This window comes from Photobacterium damselae subsp. damselae (genome assembly GCF_038086725.1).
Classification (GTDB): Bacteria; Pseudomonadota; Gammaproteobacteria; order Enterobacterales; family Vibrionaceae; genus Photobacterium; species Photobacterium damselae.
On record NZ_CP146970.1, the window covers coordinates 195,325 to 215,834 of the forward strand.

The 20,510-nt window shown below is 43.0% G+C and carries 21 protein-coding genes; 16 read left to right on the forward strand and 5 right to left on the reverse strand.

The window, feature by feature from the left end; translation table 11 throughout:
• Positions 1-158: 158 nt before the first annotated feature.
• From pckA to hslR, 3 genes are all read right to left on the reverse strand, one after another.
• A complete protein-coding gene (pckA, locus tag WAX86_RS00885; protein ID WP_065170709.1) occupies positions 159-1,790 on the reverse strand; it encodes a phosphoenolpyruvate carboxykinase (ATP) in 1,632 nt (543 codons plus the stop codon).
• A 324-nt stretch (positions 1,791-2,114) separates the two neighbouring features.
• Positions 2,115-2,993, reverse strand: coding sequence for an Hsp33 family molecular chaperone HslO (gene hslO / locus WAX86_RS00890; protein WP_341488995.1), 879 nt, complete (start codon positions 2,991-2,993; stop codon positions 2,115-2,117).
• Between the two features lie 123 nt (positions 2,994-3,116).
• Positions 3,117-3,524 (reverse strand): ribosome-associated heat shock protein Hsp15, encoded by a 408-nt coding sequence (gene hslR, locus WAX86_RS00895; protein WP_005301936.1) that lies wholly within the window; start codon positions 3,522-3,524, stop codon positions 3,117-3,119.
• 294 nt (positions 3,525-3,818) lie between these two features.
• On the opposite strand from hslR, the gene gspC reads away from it, so the two are divergent.
• From gspC to cysQ, 14 genes are read left to right on the forward strand one after another with little or no spacing between them, the layout of a single operon-like run.
• Entirely contained in the window at positions 3,819-4,700 is an 882-nt protein-coding gene (gene gspC / locus WAX86_RS00900; RefSeq protein WP_341488996.1) for a type II secretion system protein GspC, read from the forward strand.
• A 39-nt stretch (positions 4,701-4,739) separates the two neighbouring features.
• Complete coding sequence (gene gspD / locus WAX86_RS00905) at positions 4,740-6,749, forward strand: type II secretion system secretin GspD (RefSeq protein WP_036764566.1); 2,010 nt, start codon at positions 4,740-4,742, stop codon at positions 6,747-6,749.
• Positions 6,749-8,254, forward strand: a complete 1,506-nt coding sequence (gene gspE, locus WAX86_RS00910; RefSeq protein WP_005301927.1) for a type II secretion system ATPase GspE — start codon at positions 6,749-6,751, stop codon at positions 8,252-8,254. The genes gspD and gspE overlap by 1 nt, the downstream gene beginning before the upstream one ends.
• Positions 8,255-9,475, forward strand: a complete 1,221-nt coding sequence (gene gspF, locus WAX86_RS00915) for a type II secretion system inner membrane protein GspF (protein WP_068945638.1) — start codon at positions 8,255-8,257, stop codon at positions 9,473-9,475.
• Between the two features lie 23 nt (positions 9,476-9,498).
• Positions 9,499-9,939, forward strand: a complete 441-nt coding sequence (gene gspG, locus WAX86_RS00920) for a type II secretion system major pseudopilin GspG (RefSeq protein WP_036764563.1) — start codon at positions 9,499-9,501, stop codon at positions 9,937-9,939.
• A 6-nt stretch (positions 9,940-9,945) separates the two neighbouring features.
• Positions 9,946-10,527: a type II secretion system minor pseudopilin GspH gene (gene gspH, locus WAX86_RS00925; protein WP_005301914.1), complete on the forward strand. Its 582-nt coding sequence runs from the start codon at positions 9,946-9,948 to the stop codon at positions 10,525-10,527.
• Positions 10,524-10,886: a type II secretion system minor pseudopilin GspI gene (gene gspI / locus WAX86_RS00930; RefSeq protein ID WP_036764561.1), complete on the forward strand. Its 363-nt coding sequence runs from the start codon at positions 10,524-10,526 to the stop codon at positions 10,884-10,886. Before gspH ends, gspI begins: the two co-directional genes overlap by 4 nt.
• Positions 10,870-11,526 (forward strand): type II secretion system minor pseudopilin GspJ, encoded by a 657-nt coding sequence (gene gspJ, locus WAX86_RS00935; protein ID WP_068968271.1) that lies wholly within the window; start codon positions 10,870-10,872, stop codon positions 11,524-11,526. The genes gspI and gspJ overlap by 17 nt, the downstream gene beginning before the upstream one ends.
• Positions 11,526-12,530 (forward strand): type II secretion system minor pseudopilin GspK, encoded by a 1,005-nt coding sequence (gspK, locus tag WAX86_RS00940; protein ID WP_068968272.1) that lies wholly within the window; start codon positions 11,526-11,528, stop codon positions 12,528-12,530. Before gspJ ends, gspK begins: the two co-directional genes overlap by 1 nt.
• A complete protein-coding gene (gene gspL, locus WAX86_RS00945) occupies positions 12,499-13,800 on the forward strand; it encodes a type II secretion system protein GspL (protein WP_341488997.1) in 1,302 nt (433 codons plus the stop codon). Before gspK ends, gspL begins: the two co-directional genes overlap by 32 nt.
• Positions 13,797-14,276, forward strand: coding sequence for a type II secretion system protein M (locus WAX86_RS00950; RefSeq protein ID WP_036764559.1), 480 nt, complete (start codon positions 13,797-13,799; stop codon positions 14,274-14,276). Before gspL ends, WAX86_RS00950 begins: the two co-directional genes overlap by 4 nt.
• Position 14,277: 1 nt before the next feature.
• Entirely contained in the window at positions 14,278-15,039 is a 762-nt protein-coding gene (locus tag WAX86_RS00955) for a type II secretion system protein N (RefSeq protein ID WP_341488998.1), read from the forward strand.
• 45 nt (positions 15,040-15,084) lie between these two features.
• On the forward strand, positions 15,085-15,645 hold the full coding sequence (nudE, locus tag WAX86_RS00960; protein WP_138241397.1) for an ADP compounds hydrolase NudE: 561 nt from the start codon (positions 15,085-15,087) through the stop codon (positions 15,643-15,645).
• Complete coding sequence (gene cysQ, locus WAX86_RS00965) at positions 15,645-16,469, forward strand: 3'(2'),5'-bisphosphate nucleotidase CysQ (protein ID WP_341488999.1); 825 nt, start codon at positions 15,645-15,647, stop codon at positions 16,467-16,469. The genes nudE and cysQ overlap by 1 nt, the downstream gene beginning before the upstream one ends.
• Positions 16,470-16,566: 97 nt before the next feature.
• Here the strand turns inward: cysQ and sthA are convergent, their stop codons facing one another.
• Complete coding sequence (gene sthA / locus WAX86_RS00970) at positions 16,567-17,982, reverse strand: Si-specific NAD(P)(+) transhydrogenase (protein ID WP_341489000.1); 1,416 nt, start codon at positions 17,980-17,982, stop codon at positions 16,567-16,569.
• A 308-nt stretch (positions 17,983-18,290) separates the two neighbouring features.
• Between sthA and fabR the strand changes: the two genes are divergently transcribed.
• Together fabR and WAX86_RS00980 are read left to right on the forward strand one after the other, a co-directional pair.
• Positions 18,291-18,923, forward strand: coding sequence for an HTH-type transcriptional repressor FabR (gene fabR, locus WAX86_RS00975; protein ID WP_005301890.1), 633 nt, complete (start codon positions 18,291-18,293; stop codon positions 18,921-18,923).
• Positions 18,924-18,946: 23 nt separating this feature from the next.
• On the forward strand, positions 18,947-19,327 hold the full coding sequence (locus WAX86_RS00980) for a YijD family membrane protein (protein WP_036765178.1): 381 nt from the start codon (positions 18,947-18,949) through the stop codon (positions 19,325-19,327).
• A gap of 68 nt (positions 19,328-19,395) precedes the next feature.
• Here the strand turns inward: WAX86_RS00980 and trmA are convergent, their stop codons facing one another.
• Positions 19,396-20,502 carry a tRNA (uridine(54)-C5)-methyltransferase TrmA gene (gene trmA, locus WAX86_RS00985; protein WP_237034916.1) on the reverse strand — a complete coding sequence of 369 codons (1,107 nt, stop codon included), beginning with the start codon at positions 20,500-20,502 and terminating at the stop codon, positions 19,396-19,398.
• Positions 20,503-20,510: the final 8 nt, after the last annotated feature.

Consider the following 20,510-nt stretch of genomic DNA (forward strand, 5'->3'; position numbering starts at 1 on the left):
CTGCTGCTTTATCTGATTGTATTACACCTACTTTGATTATTCTCTCAACATTTAAGTAATGGATGAACAGAACACATAAATAGTTGAGCTGTTAGTCGTTTTAGACAATAAAAAAGCCTTCGCCACAAGACGAAGGCTTAATAGACTAGAGTGAACAATTAGTCGAGCTGAGGACCTGCTGCAACTAGATTTGCACCTTCAGTTGTATCTGTGTACTTATCAAAGTTATTAACAAAGCGCTCAGCTAAGTCTTTTGCTTTGCTTTCCCACTGTAGAGGGTCTGTATAAGTATCACGAGGGTCAAGAATGTTGCTATCAACACCTGGAAGCGCTGTTGGAACTTCTAGGTTGAAGATAGGGATATGCTTGGTTTGCGCTTTATCGATAGAGCCATCAAGGATTGCATCAATAATGCCGCGAGTATCTTGAATCGAAATACGTTTGCCCGTGCCATTCCAGCCCGTATTAACTAGATACGCTTCTGCACCTGCAGCTTCCATACGCTTAACTAAGACTTCTGCATACTTGGTTGGATGCAGAGTTAGGAACGCATTACCAAAACAAGCAGAGAATGTTGGCGTTGGTTCGGTAATACCACGTTCAGTACCTGCCAGTTTCGCGGTAAAGCCAGATAGGAAGTGATACTTGGTTTGTTCTGGAGTCAGTTTTGATACTGGAGGTAGAACACCGAATGCGTCAGCAGATAGGAAGATCACTTTATTAGCATGACCGCCTTTAGATACTGGCTTAACGATATTATCGATGTGGTAAATCGGGTAAGAAACACGAGTATTTTCTGTTTTCGAGCCGTCATTAAAGTCGATAGAGCCATCGCCACGTACGGTTACGTTTTCAAGTAGAGCGTCACGACGGATGGCATTGTAGATATCTGGCTCAGCTTCTTTTGATAGGTTAATTGTTTTAGCGTAACAACCGCCTTCAAAGTTGAACACGCCGTGGTCGTCCCAACCGTGTTCGTCATCACCGATTAGTGCTCGTTTTGGATCGGTTGAAAGTGTTGTTTTACCTGTGCCTGATAGGCCGAAGAAGACAGCCACATCGCCATTTTCGCCCATATTGGCAGAGCAGTGCATAGAAGCAATATCTCGTAGCGGTAGGAAGTAGTTCATCATGGCGAACATACCTTTCTTCATTTCACCGCCGTACCAAGTACCACCAATTAACTGCATCTTTTCGCTAAGATTAAACACGGTGAAGTTTTCAGAGTTCATACCGTGCTCTTCCCATTTAGGGTTGGTGCACTTAGAGCCGTTCATGATAACAAAATCTGGCTCAAAATCTTCAAGCTCAGCTTCGGTTGGACGGATGAACATGTTCTTCACAAAGTGAGCTTGCCATGCAACTTCAGTAATAACTCGAATGCATAAACGAGTATCTGGGTTTGCACCACAATAACCGTCAACTACAAATAGACGCTTACCAGATAACTGATCAGTAACAAGAGCTTTTAGATCATTCCAAGCTTCTTGGCCTAATGCTTTGTTATCGTTCGTACCTTGATCAGCCCACCACATCGTGTCGCGAGTGGTGTCATCTTTTACGATAAACTTATCTTTTGGCGAACGACCAGTAAAGATACCAGTATCTACTGCAACTGCCCCTAGCTCAGTTACGACACCTTTTTCATATCCTTCCAGACCTGGTTTGGTTTCTTCTTCGAACAACATTTCGTAAGAAGGGTTACGAACCACCTCTGTAACATTTTTGATACCGTATTGAGATAAATCCATATTTATTGCAACCTTTTTTTCGACGTCCATAGTAGTCATAGGTGCTCCTTGGGTAAGATGTTGTTTAACTGTTGACCATGCTAACAACCCTAACGAGGTAAATCAGGGAGCTTTATCAAAAAATAACCATTCAAATGTTAAGGTTAAGTAAAAGTCTTAATATTTGTTGGGGTGGTTAGTTTACACATATGTAAAACGATTGCGCTAGATCCAAAAATTAATATTTTGGTTAAAAGAAGTGCAGTGTTGGCAGCAATTTTGCGTCTAAATGGGGAGTTTTCGGGCTAGAAATAAAAAAATAGCCAGAACGAATCTGGCTATTTAAGCAATACATTAGGGTGCTTTTATCGTGAGACGAATTAATTAATGCACTTGTTCGTTATTGGTGTTTTGACCATTTTCAAATAGGTTCGCCACATCAATACTGTCAAAATCGTAGCTAGTACCACAGTAATCACAGTGTAGAGATACTTTACCTTCTTGAGCCACAATCGCATCTACTTCTGCACGATCAATAGAACGAATAGCTGATGCACTACGCTCACGAGAACAACCACAGAAGAAGCTTACTGGTTGTGGTTCAAACAATTTCACTTCTTCTTGGTGGTATAAACGGTATAGAACATCTTGTGCATCTAAACCGAACAGTTCTTCATCTTTAACTGTTTCGGTTAGCGCTTCTAGATGTTCAAAATCACCTTCATTACCTTGTTCATCCGGTAGGATCTGTAGCAACATACCAGCCGCTTTGGCTTGACCTTCAAATTCACCAGTACGTAACAGGATTCGAGTCTTTAACTGCTCTGAATTTTTAAAGTAGCTTTCTAAACATTCTGCAAGTGTATCGCCTTCAAGACCAACCACACCTTGGTAACGCTCACCCTTAGTTGGAGTGATAGTGATAACTAAATAGCCTTTACCCATTAGCTCATGGATATTGTTAGTTGCAGGAATTTCACCTTCAAAACGAGCAACACCACGTAATTTTTGATCGTGATCGCCGTTAATTACCGCAAGACTAACAGGACCATCACCTTGTAGCTGGACTGTGATAGAACCTTCAAACTTTAAGGTTGCAGTGAGTAGGCTAGTGGCAACCAATAGTTCACCTAATAGGTTTTGAATCGGTGCTGGATACTCTTTGCTAGCAATGATTTGTTGGTAAGTGTCGCCTAATTGAACCAGTTCTCCACGAACGGACACACCATCAAATAGGTAGCGGTAAAGATTATCAGTTGTCATTGTTTTTTCTCCGGCAAGGGATCTTAGTAACAGCGCTGTGCTCGATTATGTATTGTAGAGCAAATGGATGATAACACCTGCTTTTGCCGCTGAACTTTATAATCGATATCAACTCTAATAGCGCTAGTTATTAACGTTCTTAAATTTAATTATATCGCGACGTTGTTTTTTATCTGGTCGCTTTTCAGGACTTGGGCTTCCGAGAGCATTTAGTTTACGTAACTGAGCATTACGTTCTCGTTGCTCAATACTGCTGTCGGTTTCCTGATATAAAGTTTGTGCTTCAGGAGCGCCACGACGCGCCGCTGAAATTTTTTCTATGGTAACGGTTTTTTCATCGTTACCTTGGCGTAATTTAATTTCAGCTCCAACTTCAACGATCTTACTTGGCTTAGAGCGCTGACCATTGTATTGCACTTTACCGCCTTCAATCATTGAACGTGCGATAGAGCGTGTTTTATAGAAACGAGCCGCCCATAGCCATTTATCAAGACGGACGGCGTCCTCTACTGAGGGAGTTTGTCGACTCATAAGAATCCTTAATAACTCTATGGGATTATTGTCGTGTATGTATCAGTTTAAGCTTAATGCTTTCTGTCTCTCTACTAAATGGTGATCTTGCCCCTAAATTTCAATCGTAGATACGAGAAAAAGTTGGTTTTTATCATTTCATCGTAGAACAATGGACGAATTTAGCTTTTTTTCTAGACTTTTCTCGCTCAACCTAAATTATATGAGTTGTTATGCACCTTTCTGTTCATAACTCTAGGTGAATTAATGGTGATAAGCGTACAATAGCGTTTCATCGCAAAAATGGATCAAATCATGGTTGTTTTCAAACAGTTAAATCAATTTAAAATGCACTCTCCTATGCCTATAGCTAAAGTGGCACAAATAGTTACTTTGCTGTTGGTGATTTGGTTTGGTTGGATTTTGGGTCGATTACTCTGGACTGTTATCCAACCTACAGAAACTGTCACCTCTTGGCAGCCTAGTCAGACACAATCTGTTGGCCAACAGCAGAAATTCCCAGTTGCTGACCTAATTGCTATGAACTTATTTGGTCTTTACCAGCAATCAGCTCAACCTGTGGCAACACCAGTTAAGCAAGATGCACCTGAAACACGATTGAATTTAACCCTCAACGGTGTCGTTGCCAGTTCTAACCCAGAGAAAGCGTTAGCCATTATTACCAATCAAGGTAAGCAAAATACCTATGGCTTAAATGAAGCGATTAAAGGGACTCGGGCAACATTACAAGCTGTGTACTCTGATCGCGTTATTATTCGCAATAGCGGCAGCGATGAAACATTAATGCTTGATGGTGTTAAGTTCTCAAAAACATCAACAGCAACACAACCTACGGCTCCTGTAACTACTCAGTCATCAAGTTCATCTGGTGAGCTTGAAAAAATTAAAGCCGAAATAATGAAAAACCCACAGAACTTGTTCAGTTATATCCGCCTGTCACAGGTTAAAAATGATGGCAAGTTGATGGGATACCGAGTGAATCCAGGTAAGAATAAGATTCTGTTTGATGAGGTTGGTTTGGAGCCAAATGATCTTGCTGTCACTCTAAATGGCAATGATCTAACTGATCCTACGGTCATGACCAAGTTATGGTCGGAATTATCACAGGCATCAAGCTTTACACTAGGTGTTGAGCGTGATGGCCAACTACACGATATCTATATTGAGTTGCAATGATTGTAGCTTATGAGACATGCGAATACGCAGGAGTTTTTTGTGAGAAAGTTAGTGAGTAAGAGCGCAGTGTGGTTAGCCAGTAGCCTGCTCTGCAGCTCTGCACTGGCGAGTGAATATAGCGCTAGTTTTAAGAGTACCGATATTCAAGAATTTATTAATGTGGTTGGACGTAATTTACAAAAAACCATCATTGTTGATCCATCGGTACGTGGGCAAGTTAATGTCCGCAGTTACGATCTATTAAACGATAAACAGTATTACAGCTTTTTCCTTAATGTGCTGGAAGTGTACGGTTATGCTGTCGTAACAATGCCTGATGGTGTGCTTAAGGTCATTCGTAGTAAAGATGCGAAAACGTCAGCGATTCCAGTGGTTGGCTCAGACAGTAAAACCTACGGCGATGAAGTCGTTACTCGGGTTATTGCGGTAAAAAATGTCTCTGTACGTGAGCTTTCTCCGTTGCTACGTCAGCTCAATGATAATGCAGGTGCCGGTAACGTGGTTCACTATGATCCGGCTAATATCATTATGATTACGGGCCGAGCTGCGGTGGTAAATCGCTTAGCTGAAATCATTGAGCGTGTTGACCGTGCTGGTAATAAAGATGTCACTATTGTTTCTCTGAACAACGCCTCAGCCTCTGAAATGGTACGTATTGTTGAATCGTTAAATAAGAGTGCTGATAAGTCAGTACCTGAATTTTTGGTTCCTAAAGTGGTTGCTGATGATCGCACCAATTCAGTTTTAATTTCAGGTGATCCTAAAGTTCGAGCTCGCCTTAAGACCCTTATTCATCAGCTTGACCGTGAAATGGCCACTCGAGATGATAACCAAGTTATTTATCTTAAGTACGCTAAAGCCGAAGATCTGTTAGAAACCCTAACTGGCATTTCTGAGAATTTGCAGGCTAAAGAAGGTGGTCAGGCCAAGTCTGCTTCTAGCAGTAAAAATGAGGTGAGTATTAATGCTGATAAAGGCACGAACTCACTGGTTATCTCTGCGCCGCCAGATCTAATGCGTAAGTTAAAAGATATTATTAGTCAGCTCGATATTCGTCGTGCTCAGGTTCATATTGAAGCCATGATTGTGGAAGTTCAAGAAGGTGATGGCCTGAACTTTGGTGTGCAATGGGGCTCCGAAGATGGCGGTATTATTCAGTATGGTAACTCGCCTGTGGGTATCGGTAGCTACATGGTGGCGAAAAAAGAAGCCGAAGATCAGACCAAAGTTGAAACTCGCTATGACTCTGATGGTAAGCCATACACTTACGAAACTAAGGAATCAGGTGATTACTCATCGTTAGCAAAACTGCTTGGTGGGGTGAACGGTACTGCTGTTGCTATTGCCATGGGAGACTGGACTGCACTAGTAAATGCGGTGCGCACAAATCGTAATGCAAATGTACTTTCAACGCCGAGTATTACGGTACTTGATAACCAAGAAGCAGAGCTTTCTGTTGGTCAAGAGGTTCCTGTTCAAACGGGTTCAACGTCAAGTTCTAACAACGACAACCCATTTACAACGGTTGAGCGTAAAGATGTTGGTATTCAATTAACGGTAACGCCACAGATTAACGAAGGCGATTCTGTAAAACTGGATATTAAGCAGGTTGTTTCTCAAGTTGCAGATGCTCAAGGTGCAGTTGATATTCGTTTTGATAAGCGAGAGCTAAATACAGCAGTATTAGTAAAAGACGGCAGCATGATTGCGCTTGGAGGCATGATGCAGGAGAAGGCGTTAGAGTCTGAATCTAAAGTGCCAATTCTAGGTGATATTCCTGTTTTAGGTTCGCTATTCCGTTCAACCAACAATGAAACGGTTAAGACCAATCTACTTATCTTTATTAAGCCAACCATTATCCGTGATGGCATGACAGCTGACGGTATTACGCAACGTAAATACAACTACATTCGTGCCCAACAGTTATACGAAGCAGAGAAAGGCATGCGTCTACTGGATAAAGATAAGCCTGTATTACCAAGATATGGTGATGATATGGATCTGCCAGCAGAAGTTCGCGCCTTTGTTTCTCAATTGGAGCATAAATAATGGATTTGACACCTTCTGTCGATCATCCATTGCCGAGCCTAACCCGGTTACCTTTCTCGTTTGCTAAGCGTCATAAAGTGGTGCTTGAGTATAACGAGCAAGGGTTACACCTATTCTATAGCAGCCCATTATCGGCTGCTGTACTGGCTGAAATTCGTCGAGTCACAGAATCAAGTTTTATGGCGGTTGAACTCACCGCTGAAGACTTTGAGCAGAAGCTGACCGAAAGTTATCAGCGAGACTCATCAGAAGCTCGTCAGTTAATGGAAGATCTGGGTTCAGATTCCGATGACTTTTTCTCTCTGGCTGAAGAATTACCTGAAACAGAAGACTTGTTAGAGTCGGAAGATGATGCACCTATCATTAAACTGATTAATGCCATGTTAGCTGAAGCGATCAAAGAGTCGGCTTCGGATATCCACATTGAAACCTTTGAAAAAGTGCTGTCTATTCGTTTCCGCGTCGATGGTGTGTTACGTGAAGTGCTCCAGCCAAGCCGTAAATTAGCGCCGCTGTTAGTCTCTCGTATTAAGGTTATGGCAAAACTGGATATTGCTGAAAAACGTGTACCACAAGATGGTCGTATCTCCTTACGTATCGGTGGCCGTGCAGTGGATGTGCGTGTATCGACTATGCCATCTTCTCATGGCGAGCGCGTTGTACTGCGTTTGCTTGATAAAAATGCTACGCGATTGGATCTTCACAGTTTAGGTATGACTCCAAGTATTCATACCAATTTTAGTAAGATCATCCAACGACCTCACGGCATTATTCTGGTGACGGGCCCTACAGGTTCCGGTAAATCCACCACTTTGTATGCTGGTTTGCAGGAGCTTAATAGCCCAGATCGTAATATTTTGACCGTTGAAGATCCGATTGAATTTGATATTGATGGTATCGGTCAAACTCAAGTTAATAGCAAAGTGGATATGACCTTTGCTCGTGGCTTGCGTGCGATTCTTCGTCAAGACCCTGATGTGGTAATGATTGGTGAGATCCGTGATTTAGAAACGGCTGCGATTGCGGTTCAAGCTTCATTGACAGGTCACATGGTATTGTCAACGCTGCACACCAATACTGCAGTGGGTGCTATCACTCGTTTACGCGATATGGGTATTGAACCATTTTTGATTTCATCATCACTTTTAGGGGTATTGGCACAACGTCTGATTCGAACCTTATGTCAGCAGTGTCGAGAGCCTTATCTAGCCGATAATGAACAGAAAAAACTGTTTGGTCTCTCTGAGCAAGAAGAGTTAACACTGTATCGTCCGTGTGGTTGTGAGCACTGTAATGGCAAGGGATACCGTGGTCGTACTGGTATCCACGAGCTGTTATTGGTAGATGATAAAGTGCAAGAGTTGATTCATGCGGAAGCGGGTGAGCAAGCAATTGAACAATATATCCGCCATACCACACCAAGCATTCGAGCTGATGGTTTGAGTAAAGTGCGCGCTGGTATCACAACGTTAGAAGAAGTGATGCGAGTAACAAAGGAAGGGTAAATGGCGGCGTTTGAATATAAAGCACTCGACAGCAAAGGACGACAGAAGAAAGGGGTAATGGAAGGCGATACCGCTCGCCAAGTACGTCAATTATTGCGTGAAAAGGGGATGGTGCCGCTGGAAGTGACCCAAACCCAAGCGCAAAGTAAAAAGAGTTCGGGGCTCAGCTTTCATTTTCGTCGCGGTATCAGCACCAATGAATTGGCATTGATCACCCGTCAGATTGCAACGTTAGTACAAGCATCCATGCCACTTGAAGAGTGTTTAAAAGCCGTTGCCGAACAAAATGAAAAGCCAAGGCTAAAAAATATTTTGTTAGCGGTACGCTCTCGTGTGGTTGAAGGCTACACCTTAGCTGACAGCATGGCCGAATTCCCTCATATTTTTGACCAGCTGTTTCGCGCTATGGTGGCGGCTGGCGAAAAATCAGGCCATCTTGATGCGGTGTTAAATCGTTTGGCCGATTATGCGGAAAATCGCCAGCAAATGCGCAGTAAGTTACAGCAAGCGATGATTTATCCAACCATGCTGACGTTGATTGCCATTTCGGTCGTGTCATTTTTGCTTGCGACCGTGGTACCTAAAATTGTTGATCAATTTGTGCGTACTGGTCAGCCACTGCCAACGATTACTGAAGTTTTGTTAGCAGCCAGTAATTTTGTTCAGCATTGGGGACTTCTAGTACTGGTGGTGATTGCAGTTGTGGTCTTTGGGGTGAAGTATGCGCTAAAGAAGCCGAGCTTTCGCCTAAAGTGGGATCGTACTGTGTTGCACCTGCCTGTGATCGGTAAAGTGGCTCGCGGTTTAAGTACTTCCCGTTTTGCTCGAACGCTATCAATTTGTACTTCAAGTGCAATTCCACTGTTAGATGGTATGAAAGTAGCGTCTGATGTTATGACCAATACTTATGTTCATCAAAAAATTCTTGAGGCTTCCGACAAAGTTCGCGAAGGGGTAAGTTTACGTTTGTCTCTAGAGCAGAGTAAGCTTTTCCCGCCAATGATGCTGCATATGATCGCCAGTGGTGAACGCAGTGGCGAATTGGAGCAGATGTTAACTCGTGCTGCCGATAACCAAGACCGAGATTTTGAATCTTTGGTAAACATGGCGCTGGGTGTCTTTGAACCGCTATTGATTGTGGCAATGGCGGGTATCGTTATGTTTATTGTGATCGCAACCTTAATGCCAATCATTGAATTAAATAACATGGTTGGAATGTAACTGTATTTATGGAGAAAGCAGAAATGCAACAGAAACAACGTGGTTTTACCTTACTTGAAGTCATGGTCGTTATCGTGATTTTGGGTGTTCTAGCAAGCTTAGTTGTCCCTAACTTGCTTGGTAACAAAGAGAAAGCCGATCAGCAAAAAGTAGTAACAGATATTAGTGCGCTTGAGCAATCTCTGGATATGTATAAGTTGGATAACAGTGTCTACCCAACGACCGATCAGGGTTTAGAAGCTCTAGTATCAAAACCATCTTCTTCTCCTGAGCCTCGTAACTACCGAGAAGGTGGCTACATTAAGCGTTTACCGCAAGACCCTTGGGGTAATGACTACCAATACGTTGCCCCAGGTGAGCACGGTGCTGTTGATATCTTTAGCCTAGGTGCTGATGGTCAAGAAGGCGGTGAAGGTATCAATACTGATATCGGTAACTGGAACATGCTGGATTATAAAAAGTAAATTGTTATGAGTTTGAAGCGTGCAGCAGGCTTTACCCTGATTGAGATTATGCTGGTGATGGTGTTACTGGCATTAAGTTCGGTCGCCGTCATTATGACTATGCCTAAAAATCAGAATGATGAAGCTAAAAACGAGGCTGTACGCTTCTATCAACTCAGCCAATTACTGAGTGAAGATGCGATGTTGACTGGACGTGATTATGGCATTGATGTTTCAGCACATCGTTATCATTTTGTTGAGCTAACCCAAGATGGTTGGCAAGAAATAAAAGAAAAAACAAAATATTACAATCAAGTAGAAACGCCGAAAGCCATCACCTTAGTGTATGAAAAAGGGGGCGAATGGCAGAAAAAAGATCGGTTGTTTAAGCAAGATAAACTGTTTTCTCAAGAGGATCTATTTGAAAAAGATCCTGATGAGAAAAAGCGCAAGCCACCGCAAATAGTGGTGATGGCCAGTGGTGAAATCACCCCATTTACGGTGAGTTTTGAGACCAGTGGCGAGCATCAATATTGGCGTGTTGTCGCAACGGAAATTGGCGATGTGAAATTGCTAGAGCCAGGGCAAGAGCTAGAGATAAAAAAATGAGTCAGCAACGGGGATTTACGTTATTAGAAGTGCTGGTGGCATTGGCAATCTTTGCGGTTGCGGCTCTAAGTATTATGAAAGCGGTCAGTCAGCATTTAAATACGGTGAGCTATCTAGAAGAAAAGACGTTTGCATCAATGGTTGCTGATAATCAACTGGCGCAGTTGCAGTTAAGCGGTGAGATCCCAAGCAGTACTAAGCGAGGAAAATCCGAATTAGCCGGACGAGAGTGGTATTGGACCATTAAATCGACCAAAACTGCCGATGGTTATTTAAAAGCAGTGGATGTCTCCGTTGCAACCGACAAACAACAAAAATATTCCGTATTAACAGTTAGAACTTATGTCGCGAATAAATAACCTACATTCAGCTCGAAACAAGGGCTTTACCTTACTCGAAGTGTTAGTTGCCATTGGTGTTTTTGCCATGTTGAGTTTATCTGCGTATCAGGTGCTAAATGGCGTACAACGCAGCAATGTGCAATCACAAGAGCATAATCAGCGTATTAGTGAGATTCAGCGAGCGATGATTATTATGGGGAATGATTTTAGCCAAATTGTTGCCCGACAAACCCGTTCTAACGATGAAGAACCGAGTAAAAAATTGGTGGAATCGGGGGAGTATCTTCTTGATTCATCAAGCCAAGGTATTCTGTTTGTTCGCGATGGTTGGCAAAATCCAGAAGCGATGTTCCCTCGCGGCGATGTAACGAAAGTTGGTTATCGTATTGTGGATGATAACTTGGAGCGTGTTTGGTTTCGTTATCCAGATAATACCGCTGGCACTGAACCTCTAGTGAAAGTGATTTTACCCAATGTCACTGAGATGAAGTTGGAATTTTATACCGATAAACGTTGGATAAAAAATTGGGACAGTGAAGGTAAATTACCCGAAGGGATTAAAGTTACGTTAAAACTGAAAGACTTTGGTGATATAGACCGAGTGTTTGTGTTACCAAAAGCAGAGCTTGAGAATGAGCAGAATAAGGCGGAGTCCTAATGAAAAAGCAGCAAGGTGTTGCGCTCATTGTGGTACTGCTTCTTGTTGCCTTAATGAGTTTAATTGCTAGTCAAATGACCGAGCGGTTACAAAAGAATTTTTATCGAGTTGAAAGCCAAATTCTACATCAGCAAACCTATTGGTATGGTTTCGGTATTGAAGCATTGGCCAAAGTGGCAATTGAACAGAGTTTAAAAGACAGTGATACCGCAACGCTGAACCAGCCATGGGCAACCAAAGATCGGACTTATCCATTAGATAATGGCGATGTTACCGGCACCATTATCGATCGCCAAGCTTGCTTTAATTTAAATGCCTTAGCAAAAGTGAAATCTACGACCGACGGTAAGAAACCTTATTTGGTTGGAGTGCTACAAACCTTATTAGAAGACTCTGGGGTAGAGAGCTATGCGGCTGAAACTATTGCTGATTCGAGTTGGGAGTTTGTTGATAGTGATGATGCCGTTCAATCGGCTACTGGTGCTGAAGACAGCACTTATGCTGGGTTAAGCCCTGCTTATTTACCGCCCGACAGTTTGCTTGCTAATGTGACTGAGTTTCGTGCTGTAAATGGTGTGACAGCGAAGATTTATAATGAAGTTTCACCGCTTTTATGTGCGCTTCCCACCACTGAATTTAAACTTAACGTGAATACGCTAGATAAACGCGATGCACCTCTTCTTGCCGCGATGTTTGCACCAAATTTATCGGTGAGCGATGCTGAAAAACTTATTGCAGATCGCCCCTATAATGGTTGGGATAAAGTGGAAGATTTCCTTGCTGAATCGGTAATTAAATCGGTTAGCCAAGATACAGTTAAAAAGGCCAAAGCGCATTTAGATGTGACCAGCCATTATTTTCAGCTAGATGCTGAAATCAACGTTGATCGCATGCGTATGCGTTTGGTCAGCTTATTAAAACGAGATGATAAAAATAAGGTGACGGTTGTTCGTCGCCAATATGGAGGAATCCGTGAGCGAATTTCTGACGATAAGGCTGAGTAGCCAAAGTACCAGTCCGGTGCAATGGCTGGTCTGGTCGCCAACAGAACGGGAAGTGATCGCATCGGGTCAATTGCCAGACAGTTCACATTTAGGTGATCTCACGGAATATGCAGCACAACGCCCCGTGTATGTAGTTGTGCCGACCAGTGAAATGTTGCTTACTCAAGTAACAATTCCTGCGGGTAGTAGTCGTCAATTAAGTGCTGTTTTACCGTATTTACTTGAAGAAGAGTTGGCACAAGATGTTGAATCTTTACATGTTCAACTGTTAAAGCGCGATAACGATATTGCCAGTGTTGCTGTCGTCGAACATAGCAAAATGGCTTATTGGTTAGAGCAACTCAAACAACACCATATTGAAGTACGTAAGTTATTACCTGATAGTTTATGTTTGCCTCTATTTAATGATGGTTATAGTGCTGCACAGCTAGAACAACAGTGGTTAATTCGCCAATCAGAGACGTTGGGAATTAATGTTGAGATCAGCTGGTTAGATGCATGGCTAAGTGCACAAAAAGCGCCAATTGTTTTAACGAAAGATGAGCAAGATGAATCAACAGAAGAGAGTGCTGCTGAAGGTGAAGTTATTGCTACCACTGAAGCAATAGCAGCACAGGATGAAGATTTATCTCAGGTCATCATTCACCATTATACGCCAGCTCCTGAGGTACAGTTGGGTCGTTGGCGAGCTGAAACACCAGAGCTGGTGATGCAGTTGCTGGCTCAAGGTGCTGAGAGCTCAAAGCTTAATTTATTATCTGGCGCGTATAAGCCACAAGCAGCTTGGCGTAAGCACTTACTACCATGGCGAAAAGTGGCTATTGCAGCAGGTTTAGTCTTGACCGCATTGGTAGCTGAACATGTGATTGCGGTGAATCAGATGGAAAATCAAGCTCAAGCCTATCGTACTGAGAGTGAGCGCATTTTCCGTCAGGTGTTACCGCAATTTAAACGTATTCCATCGCAAAGTTATCTACGTAATCAGATGAAGCGTGCCGTTGCGAGTATGGGAGGCGAACAACGGCAAGGTTTGTTGACTTGGCTTCTTGAACTGCAACCTATGTTAAAACAAGTGCCACAGATGCAGTTCACCAATTTCAAATACGATCAAAAACGCGGTGAGCTGCGTATTCAGGCAAATTCAACCGATTTCCAACATTTTGAAAAATTGCGTACGTTATTAGCAAAAGATTTTACGGTTGAGCAAGGCCAATTAAGTAAAGAAGATGGCCGAGTAAATGGTGCCTTTGTACTAAGGAGACACGGATGAAAGCATGGTGGAAATCCTTAAGCCAACGTGAGCAGCGATTAGTGATGGGTGCCGGAGGTGCTTGTCTACTTGCTGTCTTATATTGGGGGATCTGGCAACCAATGACTCAGCGTGCCGAGATGGCTGAGCGAAACCTAAATTCTCAGCGTCAGCTATTGTCTTGGGTGCAAACAAAAGCCAATCAGATTGCAGCATATAAGCAAGCAGGTGGCGCGGTTGCCGTTAGTGACAAAGGTTTAAGCCAAGTTGTGAACGAAACGACATCACGCTATAAAATTGAGCTGATCCGTATGCAGCCTCGTGATAATGATAGTGCGCTACAAGTGTGGGTTAAACCATTACCGTTTAATGCTTTAGTAAACTGGCTTACTGTACTGCAAGAGCAATATGGTATTGATGTGCAGTTTATTGATGTTACGAAAGGTGAGCGAGATGGAACCGTTGAAGTGAACCGATTGCAATTAGGACGAAGTTAACGTGAAATTTAAATTAGCCCTAGGCGTATCATTTGGTGCTGTTTTTATTGCCAGTGCGATTGCTCATATTCCGGCAAGTTGGGTCTGGCAGCAAGCGCCTGCGGTACCAGGATTAACGGTAACGGGGATTTCAGGGACTGTATGGCAAGGCCGTGCCGATAAAGTCAGTTGGCAGCAGCAATCTTTTGGTCAGGTGTATTGGGACGTAAATGTACTCGATCTTTTAACTGCCAAAGTCAGTGCCGATGTTCGTTTCGGTCAAGGTAGTGATATGGCGCTGCGAGGCCGAGGTGAAGTGGGATATACGCTATCTGGTGGTCCTTATGCTAAACAGTTAATGGTCTCATTACCTGCACAACAAGCCTTAAATTACGCTAAGTTGCCTATTCCTTTAACCGCAACTGGGCATTTAGAGCTAGCATTACAAGAGTATCAATTTGCGGTACCTTACTGTAAAAGTTTAACTGGGACGCTGACTTGGAGTCAGCCTAAAGTCGGAACTCCAATGGGAGATCTGGCGTTAGGACAAGCTAAAGCGGATCTGCGTTGCGTTAAAGGTAATCTTCAAGCCAGCGTTAAACAGAGTTCTGCCGATGTAAGTAGTGAGTGGAGTGCCACTTTGGATCAACGCCAGAACTATCAAGTATCAGGTTGGTTTAAACCGGGAGCTAACTTCCCAACCGCATTAGGTTCTCAGCTGAAATGGCTTGGCAATCCCGATAGCAAAGGGCAGTATAGAATTAATCAGCAAGGTCGCTTATAACTAAGCTCTTTTGCTCGCAGTACATGAACACAGTAGAGAATGAGTATGGCAAAAAATACGAAACCAGAAATTCTATCAAGCCAAGTGGTAGCAAAATCTCGATTGTTTACCGTTGAGTCGCTGGATCTTAAATTCAGTAATGGTGAAGAGCGAACGTATGAGCGTATGCAGCCAAGTGGGCGCGAAGCTGTACTCATTGTTCCTGTGACAGCTCAAGGTGATCTACTGTTAATTCGTGAATATTCAGCGGGTACTGAGCGCTATGAATTAGGCTTTCCCAAAGGGTTGGTTGATTTAGAGGAAAGTGCTTTATCAGCGGCAAATCGTGAATTAAAAGAAGAGATCGGTTTTGGTGCTCATGTACTAACACCCTTAAAACAAGTTGTTCTAGCTCCTTCTTATTTTTCTAGCAAAATGACATTATTTGTTGCCGAAGATCTCTACCCTGAGCAATTGGTCGGAGATGAGCCTGAGCCATTGGAGATTGTTCGCTGGCCACTATCGCAAGCTGAAGAGTTAGTTCATCACGTTGATTTTGCTGAAGCTCGCAGCATTACCGCACTCTTTTTGGCTCTTCAATATTTAGCCGCAAAGGAGGAACAGTAATGATGACGACTTTATTACCACAAGTGATTGATATTGCTAAAGCGTCCGGTCAACTGATTGCTGATATTTATCAACAAGGTCAGTTTGAGCAGATGATAAAGCAGGATGATACACCCGTCACCAGTGCTGATTTAGCGGCCCATCAATTAGTGGTTGAACGCCTGCAAGCATTAACACCAGACATTCCGGTATTATCTGAAGAAGATACTAAAGTTCCTCTGAGTGTTCGTAGTCAATGGTCTCGCTATTGGCTAATAGACCCGCTTGATGGTACTCAAGAATTTATCGCAGGAAGTGGTGATTTTGCGACTATCATTGCATTGATTGAAAACCATCAACCCGTAATGGGAGTCGTATATGCTCCAATGTCACAAGTGACGTATTACGCTTCTCGTGGTCAAGGGGCATTTAAGCTATTACCGAGTGGTGAGCTTCAGCAAATACAGACTCGCAAATTGTCAGTAGATACTCATTCACTCTCTGTTGCGATCAGCCGTCGTCAGAAACAAGAAACGATTGTTGAACGATTAGGTGCTCGTTATCAATTGGAGTTATTGCCATTAGGGTCTGCATCATTAAAAGCATGTCTTGTTGCTGAAGGTAAGGCCGACTGTTATTTACGCTTAGGTCCTACTGGGGAATGGGATACGGCTGCGACACAATGTATTGTTGAAGAGGCGGGAGGATGTATAGTGAATACTCACATTGAACCGTTAACCTATAATTTGCGAGAGACACTAGAAAACCCCAACTTTATTACGCTTGGCGACACGCATTTGCCATGGTCTCAGATTCTTGTTCCTGATGATCGTATGCCTCAGTAACAAAAGCAGTAAACAATGAAGCCGATTAGCCTAAACCTAATCGGCTTTGTTTTTATTCTGTTTTGGCAATGATGAGGGCGATTATTAATGAACACCGCTAGAACAGACGATTTAAACCATTTAGCGCTGCTACGCGATATGCTTCTGCCATTGTTGGATAGTTAAATGTAGTATTGGCAAAATATTCAATCGTATTGCCTGCCCCTTTTTGTTCCATGATCGCTTGTCCGATATGAATGATCTCTGCTGCTCGTTCACCAAAGCAATGGATCCCGAGGATCGCTTTGGTTTCACGATGAAATAGGATCTTAAGACTTCCCACCTCAGTTCCGGCTATTTGAGCACGCGCTAAATGTTTAAATTGAGAACGACCCACTTCATATGGAATTTTCTCTGCGGTTAACTCTTGCTCTGTTTTTCCAACTGAGCTGATTTCTGGAATGGTATAAATTCCCGTTGGGATATCAGTGATCAGTTGGTTTTGAGCTTCACCTTTAGCAATAATTTGGGCCACAAAACGACCTTGATCATAAGCGGCACTGGCAAGGCTTGGATAACCAATCACATCGCCGACTGCGTAAATGTGGTCGGCTTCGGTTTGGTAGGTCTTATCGACATTCAATTGACCACGCGAATTGGCCTTGAGCCCTATTGCTTCAAGGTTAAGAGTATCGGTGTTCCCCGTTCGTCCATTAGCATAAAGGATACAGTCGGCTTGCATTTTCTTACCCGATTGCAAATGAACAATTACCCCATCGTTGTGCCCATCTATCGTTTCAAATACCTCCCCATTGCGGATCATCGCACCGTGATTGGTTAAGTGGTAGGAGAGCGAGTCGGAGACTTCATTGTCGAGAAATTCCAACAGACGATCACGAGTATTTATCAGATCGACTTTTACGCCAAGCCCTCGGAAGATTGAAGCATATTCACATCCGATAACTCCTGCGCCATAAATAATAATATGGCGAGGATCATGTTGGAGCTGCAAAATGGAATCACTGTCATAGATTCGAGGATGGCTAAAATCGACATGTTCTGGATGATAAGGACGAGAACCTGTTGCGATAACAAACTTTTGTGCTTGATAGCGTTCTATACGACCATCAGCTTGTGTCACCTGAACGGTATGACTATCGATAAATTGGGCTTGTCCGTAAATAAGATGACAATGGTTACGGTCATAGAATCCTTGGCGCATGCGAGTTTGTTTGCTGACCACTTCTGCGGCATGACCGAGTATTTGGCTAAAAGTACTGTGAAGAGTCATGTTGTTTTTACAATATAGCGGGTTATGGTTGAACTCGATAATACGACTGACCGCATGACGCAGCGATTTAGAAGGAATGGTTCCCCAGTGTGTACAGCCACCGCCAACACTGGATTCACGTTCAATGATGGCTACATTCAGTCCCGCTTTCGTTAAGCCCATAGCGGCACCTTCACCTCCAGGACCACTACCAATAACAATGACATCAAATTGATGATTAGGAGTTACTGCATTATCTATCATCGAACCATCCTTGGGTTTCTGTAGCATTATTGTTGCTGTAGTGTAACGTTTTATTTAGACTTAGCCTATTCTGCTTACTTGATAGTCAGCTTGAGATCACGTTGGCAGTAATAACAGAGTGAAATTGTTAAAATTCAATTATCTTCACAGTGTCTGACTTTGTGGATTGTTGATTCAATGTCATAATTTCATCCTTTGATTCAGTCTTTATCAGGATTACTATGATTCACTGTTAATGACTAGATTTTTAACTAGTGAATTAACACCATAGGTAATATTGGTACAGATCACAGAGATACAGAACATTCATGGGAATTAGGGCTCAACAAAAAGAAAAAACACGACGTGCATTGATCGATGCCGCTTTTGGTCAACTCAGTGCCGATCGTAGTTTCTCCAGTCTAAGTCTACGCGAAGTGGCTCGAGAGGCCGGTATTGCGCCTACCTCTTTTTATCGTCATTTTAAAGATATGGATGAGCTTGGCCTTACCATGGTTGATGAAGGTGGCTTAATTCTCCGTCAGTTAATGCGTCAAGCTCGTCAGCGAATTGCAACGGAAGGCAGTGTTATTCGAACCTCGGTAGAGACCTTTATGGAATTTATTGAGAGTAGTCCAAACGTCTTTCGCTTATTACTGCGAGAGCGCTCGGGTACATCTACCGCATTCCGTGCAGCGGTGGCGCGAGAGATCCAACATTTTGTTGCAGAACTGACGGAATACTTAGAGGCCAAAACCGGAGTAACTCACGAAGAGGCGTTTACTCAGGCTGAGGCATCAGTCACTTTGGTGTTTAGCTCAGGAGCTGAAGCACTGGATCTTGACAGTCACGCGCGTGCTGAGCATGCGGAGCGACTGATTATGCAATTACGTATGATTGCAAAGGGTGCCTATTGGTACCGCAAAGAGCGTGAGCGTCGTGAGCTCAGGCAGAAACTCTAACCCTCTAGTTGGTGATGATGGATATGGATAAGCAACAAATTAAAGCAGAGCGCAAAACACTGATTTTATCTTTGTTAGCGGGCTTATGTGGTAATGCGACATTGGCTGTTTTCTTTTCAAGCCATGTAGCTTTTTCGATTTTCCCAGTGATCGCATTTGGTATGGCAGTGTACTGTCTATACCAAGAGTATTTACGTAAGCCTATGGTAGAAGGCACACCCGCAGTTGCAACGGCGTGTTTCTTTATTGGTGCTTTTGGTTACTCAGGTTTCCAACGCGCAATGACGCCAGAGATGGGCTCTAACTTTATTTCACTAATGATTGCATTGGTATTGCTGTTCTGGGTGACCTACAAGCTAGGCATTATGGAAGGTAAAAAGGAAGAGATCCAAGAGCAAAAGTAATGATTTGTTCTTAACTAAAAAAGGCGCTCACTGAGCGCCTTTTTTGATCAATCTATTTCAGCTAACGTTTATTTACGCTCAAGAAATACGCCCGCTTCCATATGATGGGTATACGGGAACTGATCAAACAGTGCAAAGCGAGTAATACGGTGAGTTTCGCTTAAAATATCTAGGTTCTCTTTTAGTGTTTCTGGGTTACATGAGATGTACATAATACGCTCGTAACCTTGAACCATACGACAAGTCCCTTCATCCATACCAGATCGAGGTGGATCAACAAAGATCGTATTGCAGTTATAGCTCTGTAGATCGATGTTATTATCTTTTAAGCGGCGGAATTCGCGACGACCTTCCATCGCTTCAGTAAATTCTTCTGCTGACATACGGATGATCTGAACATTATTGATGTTATTCACCGCAATATTATATTGAGCAGATTCGACCGAAGGTTTTGCTAATTCTGTTGCTAATACGCGTTCAAAATTTTGTGCTAAGGCCAAAGAGAAGTTACCGTTACCACAGTAAAGCTCTAATAAGTCACCTTGGCTGTCACGAGTACAATCTACTGCCCACTCCAACATCTTTTGGGCTACAGTTCCATTTGGTTGAGTAAAGCTATTTTCAACCTGCTTATAGGTTAATGTGCGATCAAACACATTTAGCTTTTCAATCACAAACTCTTGGTCTAGTACTTTCTTTTGCTTACGAGCACGACCAATAATATTTAACTTGAAGCCTTCATCGTTTAGTTGCTGTTTAAGCGCTTTAGCTAGAGTTTCCCACTCTTCATCAAGCTGGCGGTGATACAGCATTGATACTAAGATTTCACCACTTAGGGTAGAAAGAAAATCCACTTGGAATAGCTTGTGGCGTAGTGAACGATGAGGTTTTACCGCTTCAATCAATAGAGGCATTAAGTCATTGATTAAACGACTTGCTGCAGGGAATTGGTCTACACGATATTTTTCGCGAGTCTGCTGATTAAACATGATGTAATACAGATCTTCGCCTTCATGCCAAACTCGAAACTCTGCACGCATACGGTAATGCTCAGCAGGGGAGGCATATACCTCTAGCTCTGGGGTGTCGAAATCCGCAAAGATGTTTTGAATACGTTGTGCTTTTTCGTCCAACTGGTGCTGGTAATCCGCAGTATTAAAAACGCTGGATGCCATAGTAAGTG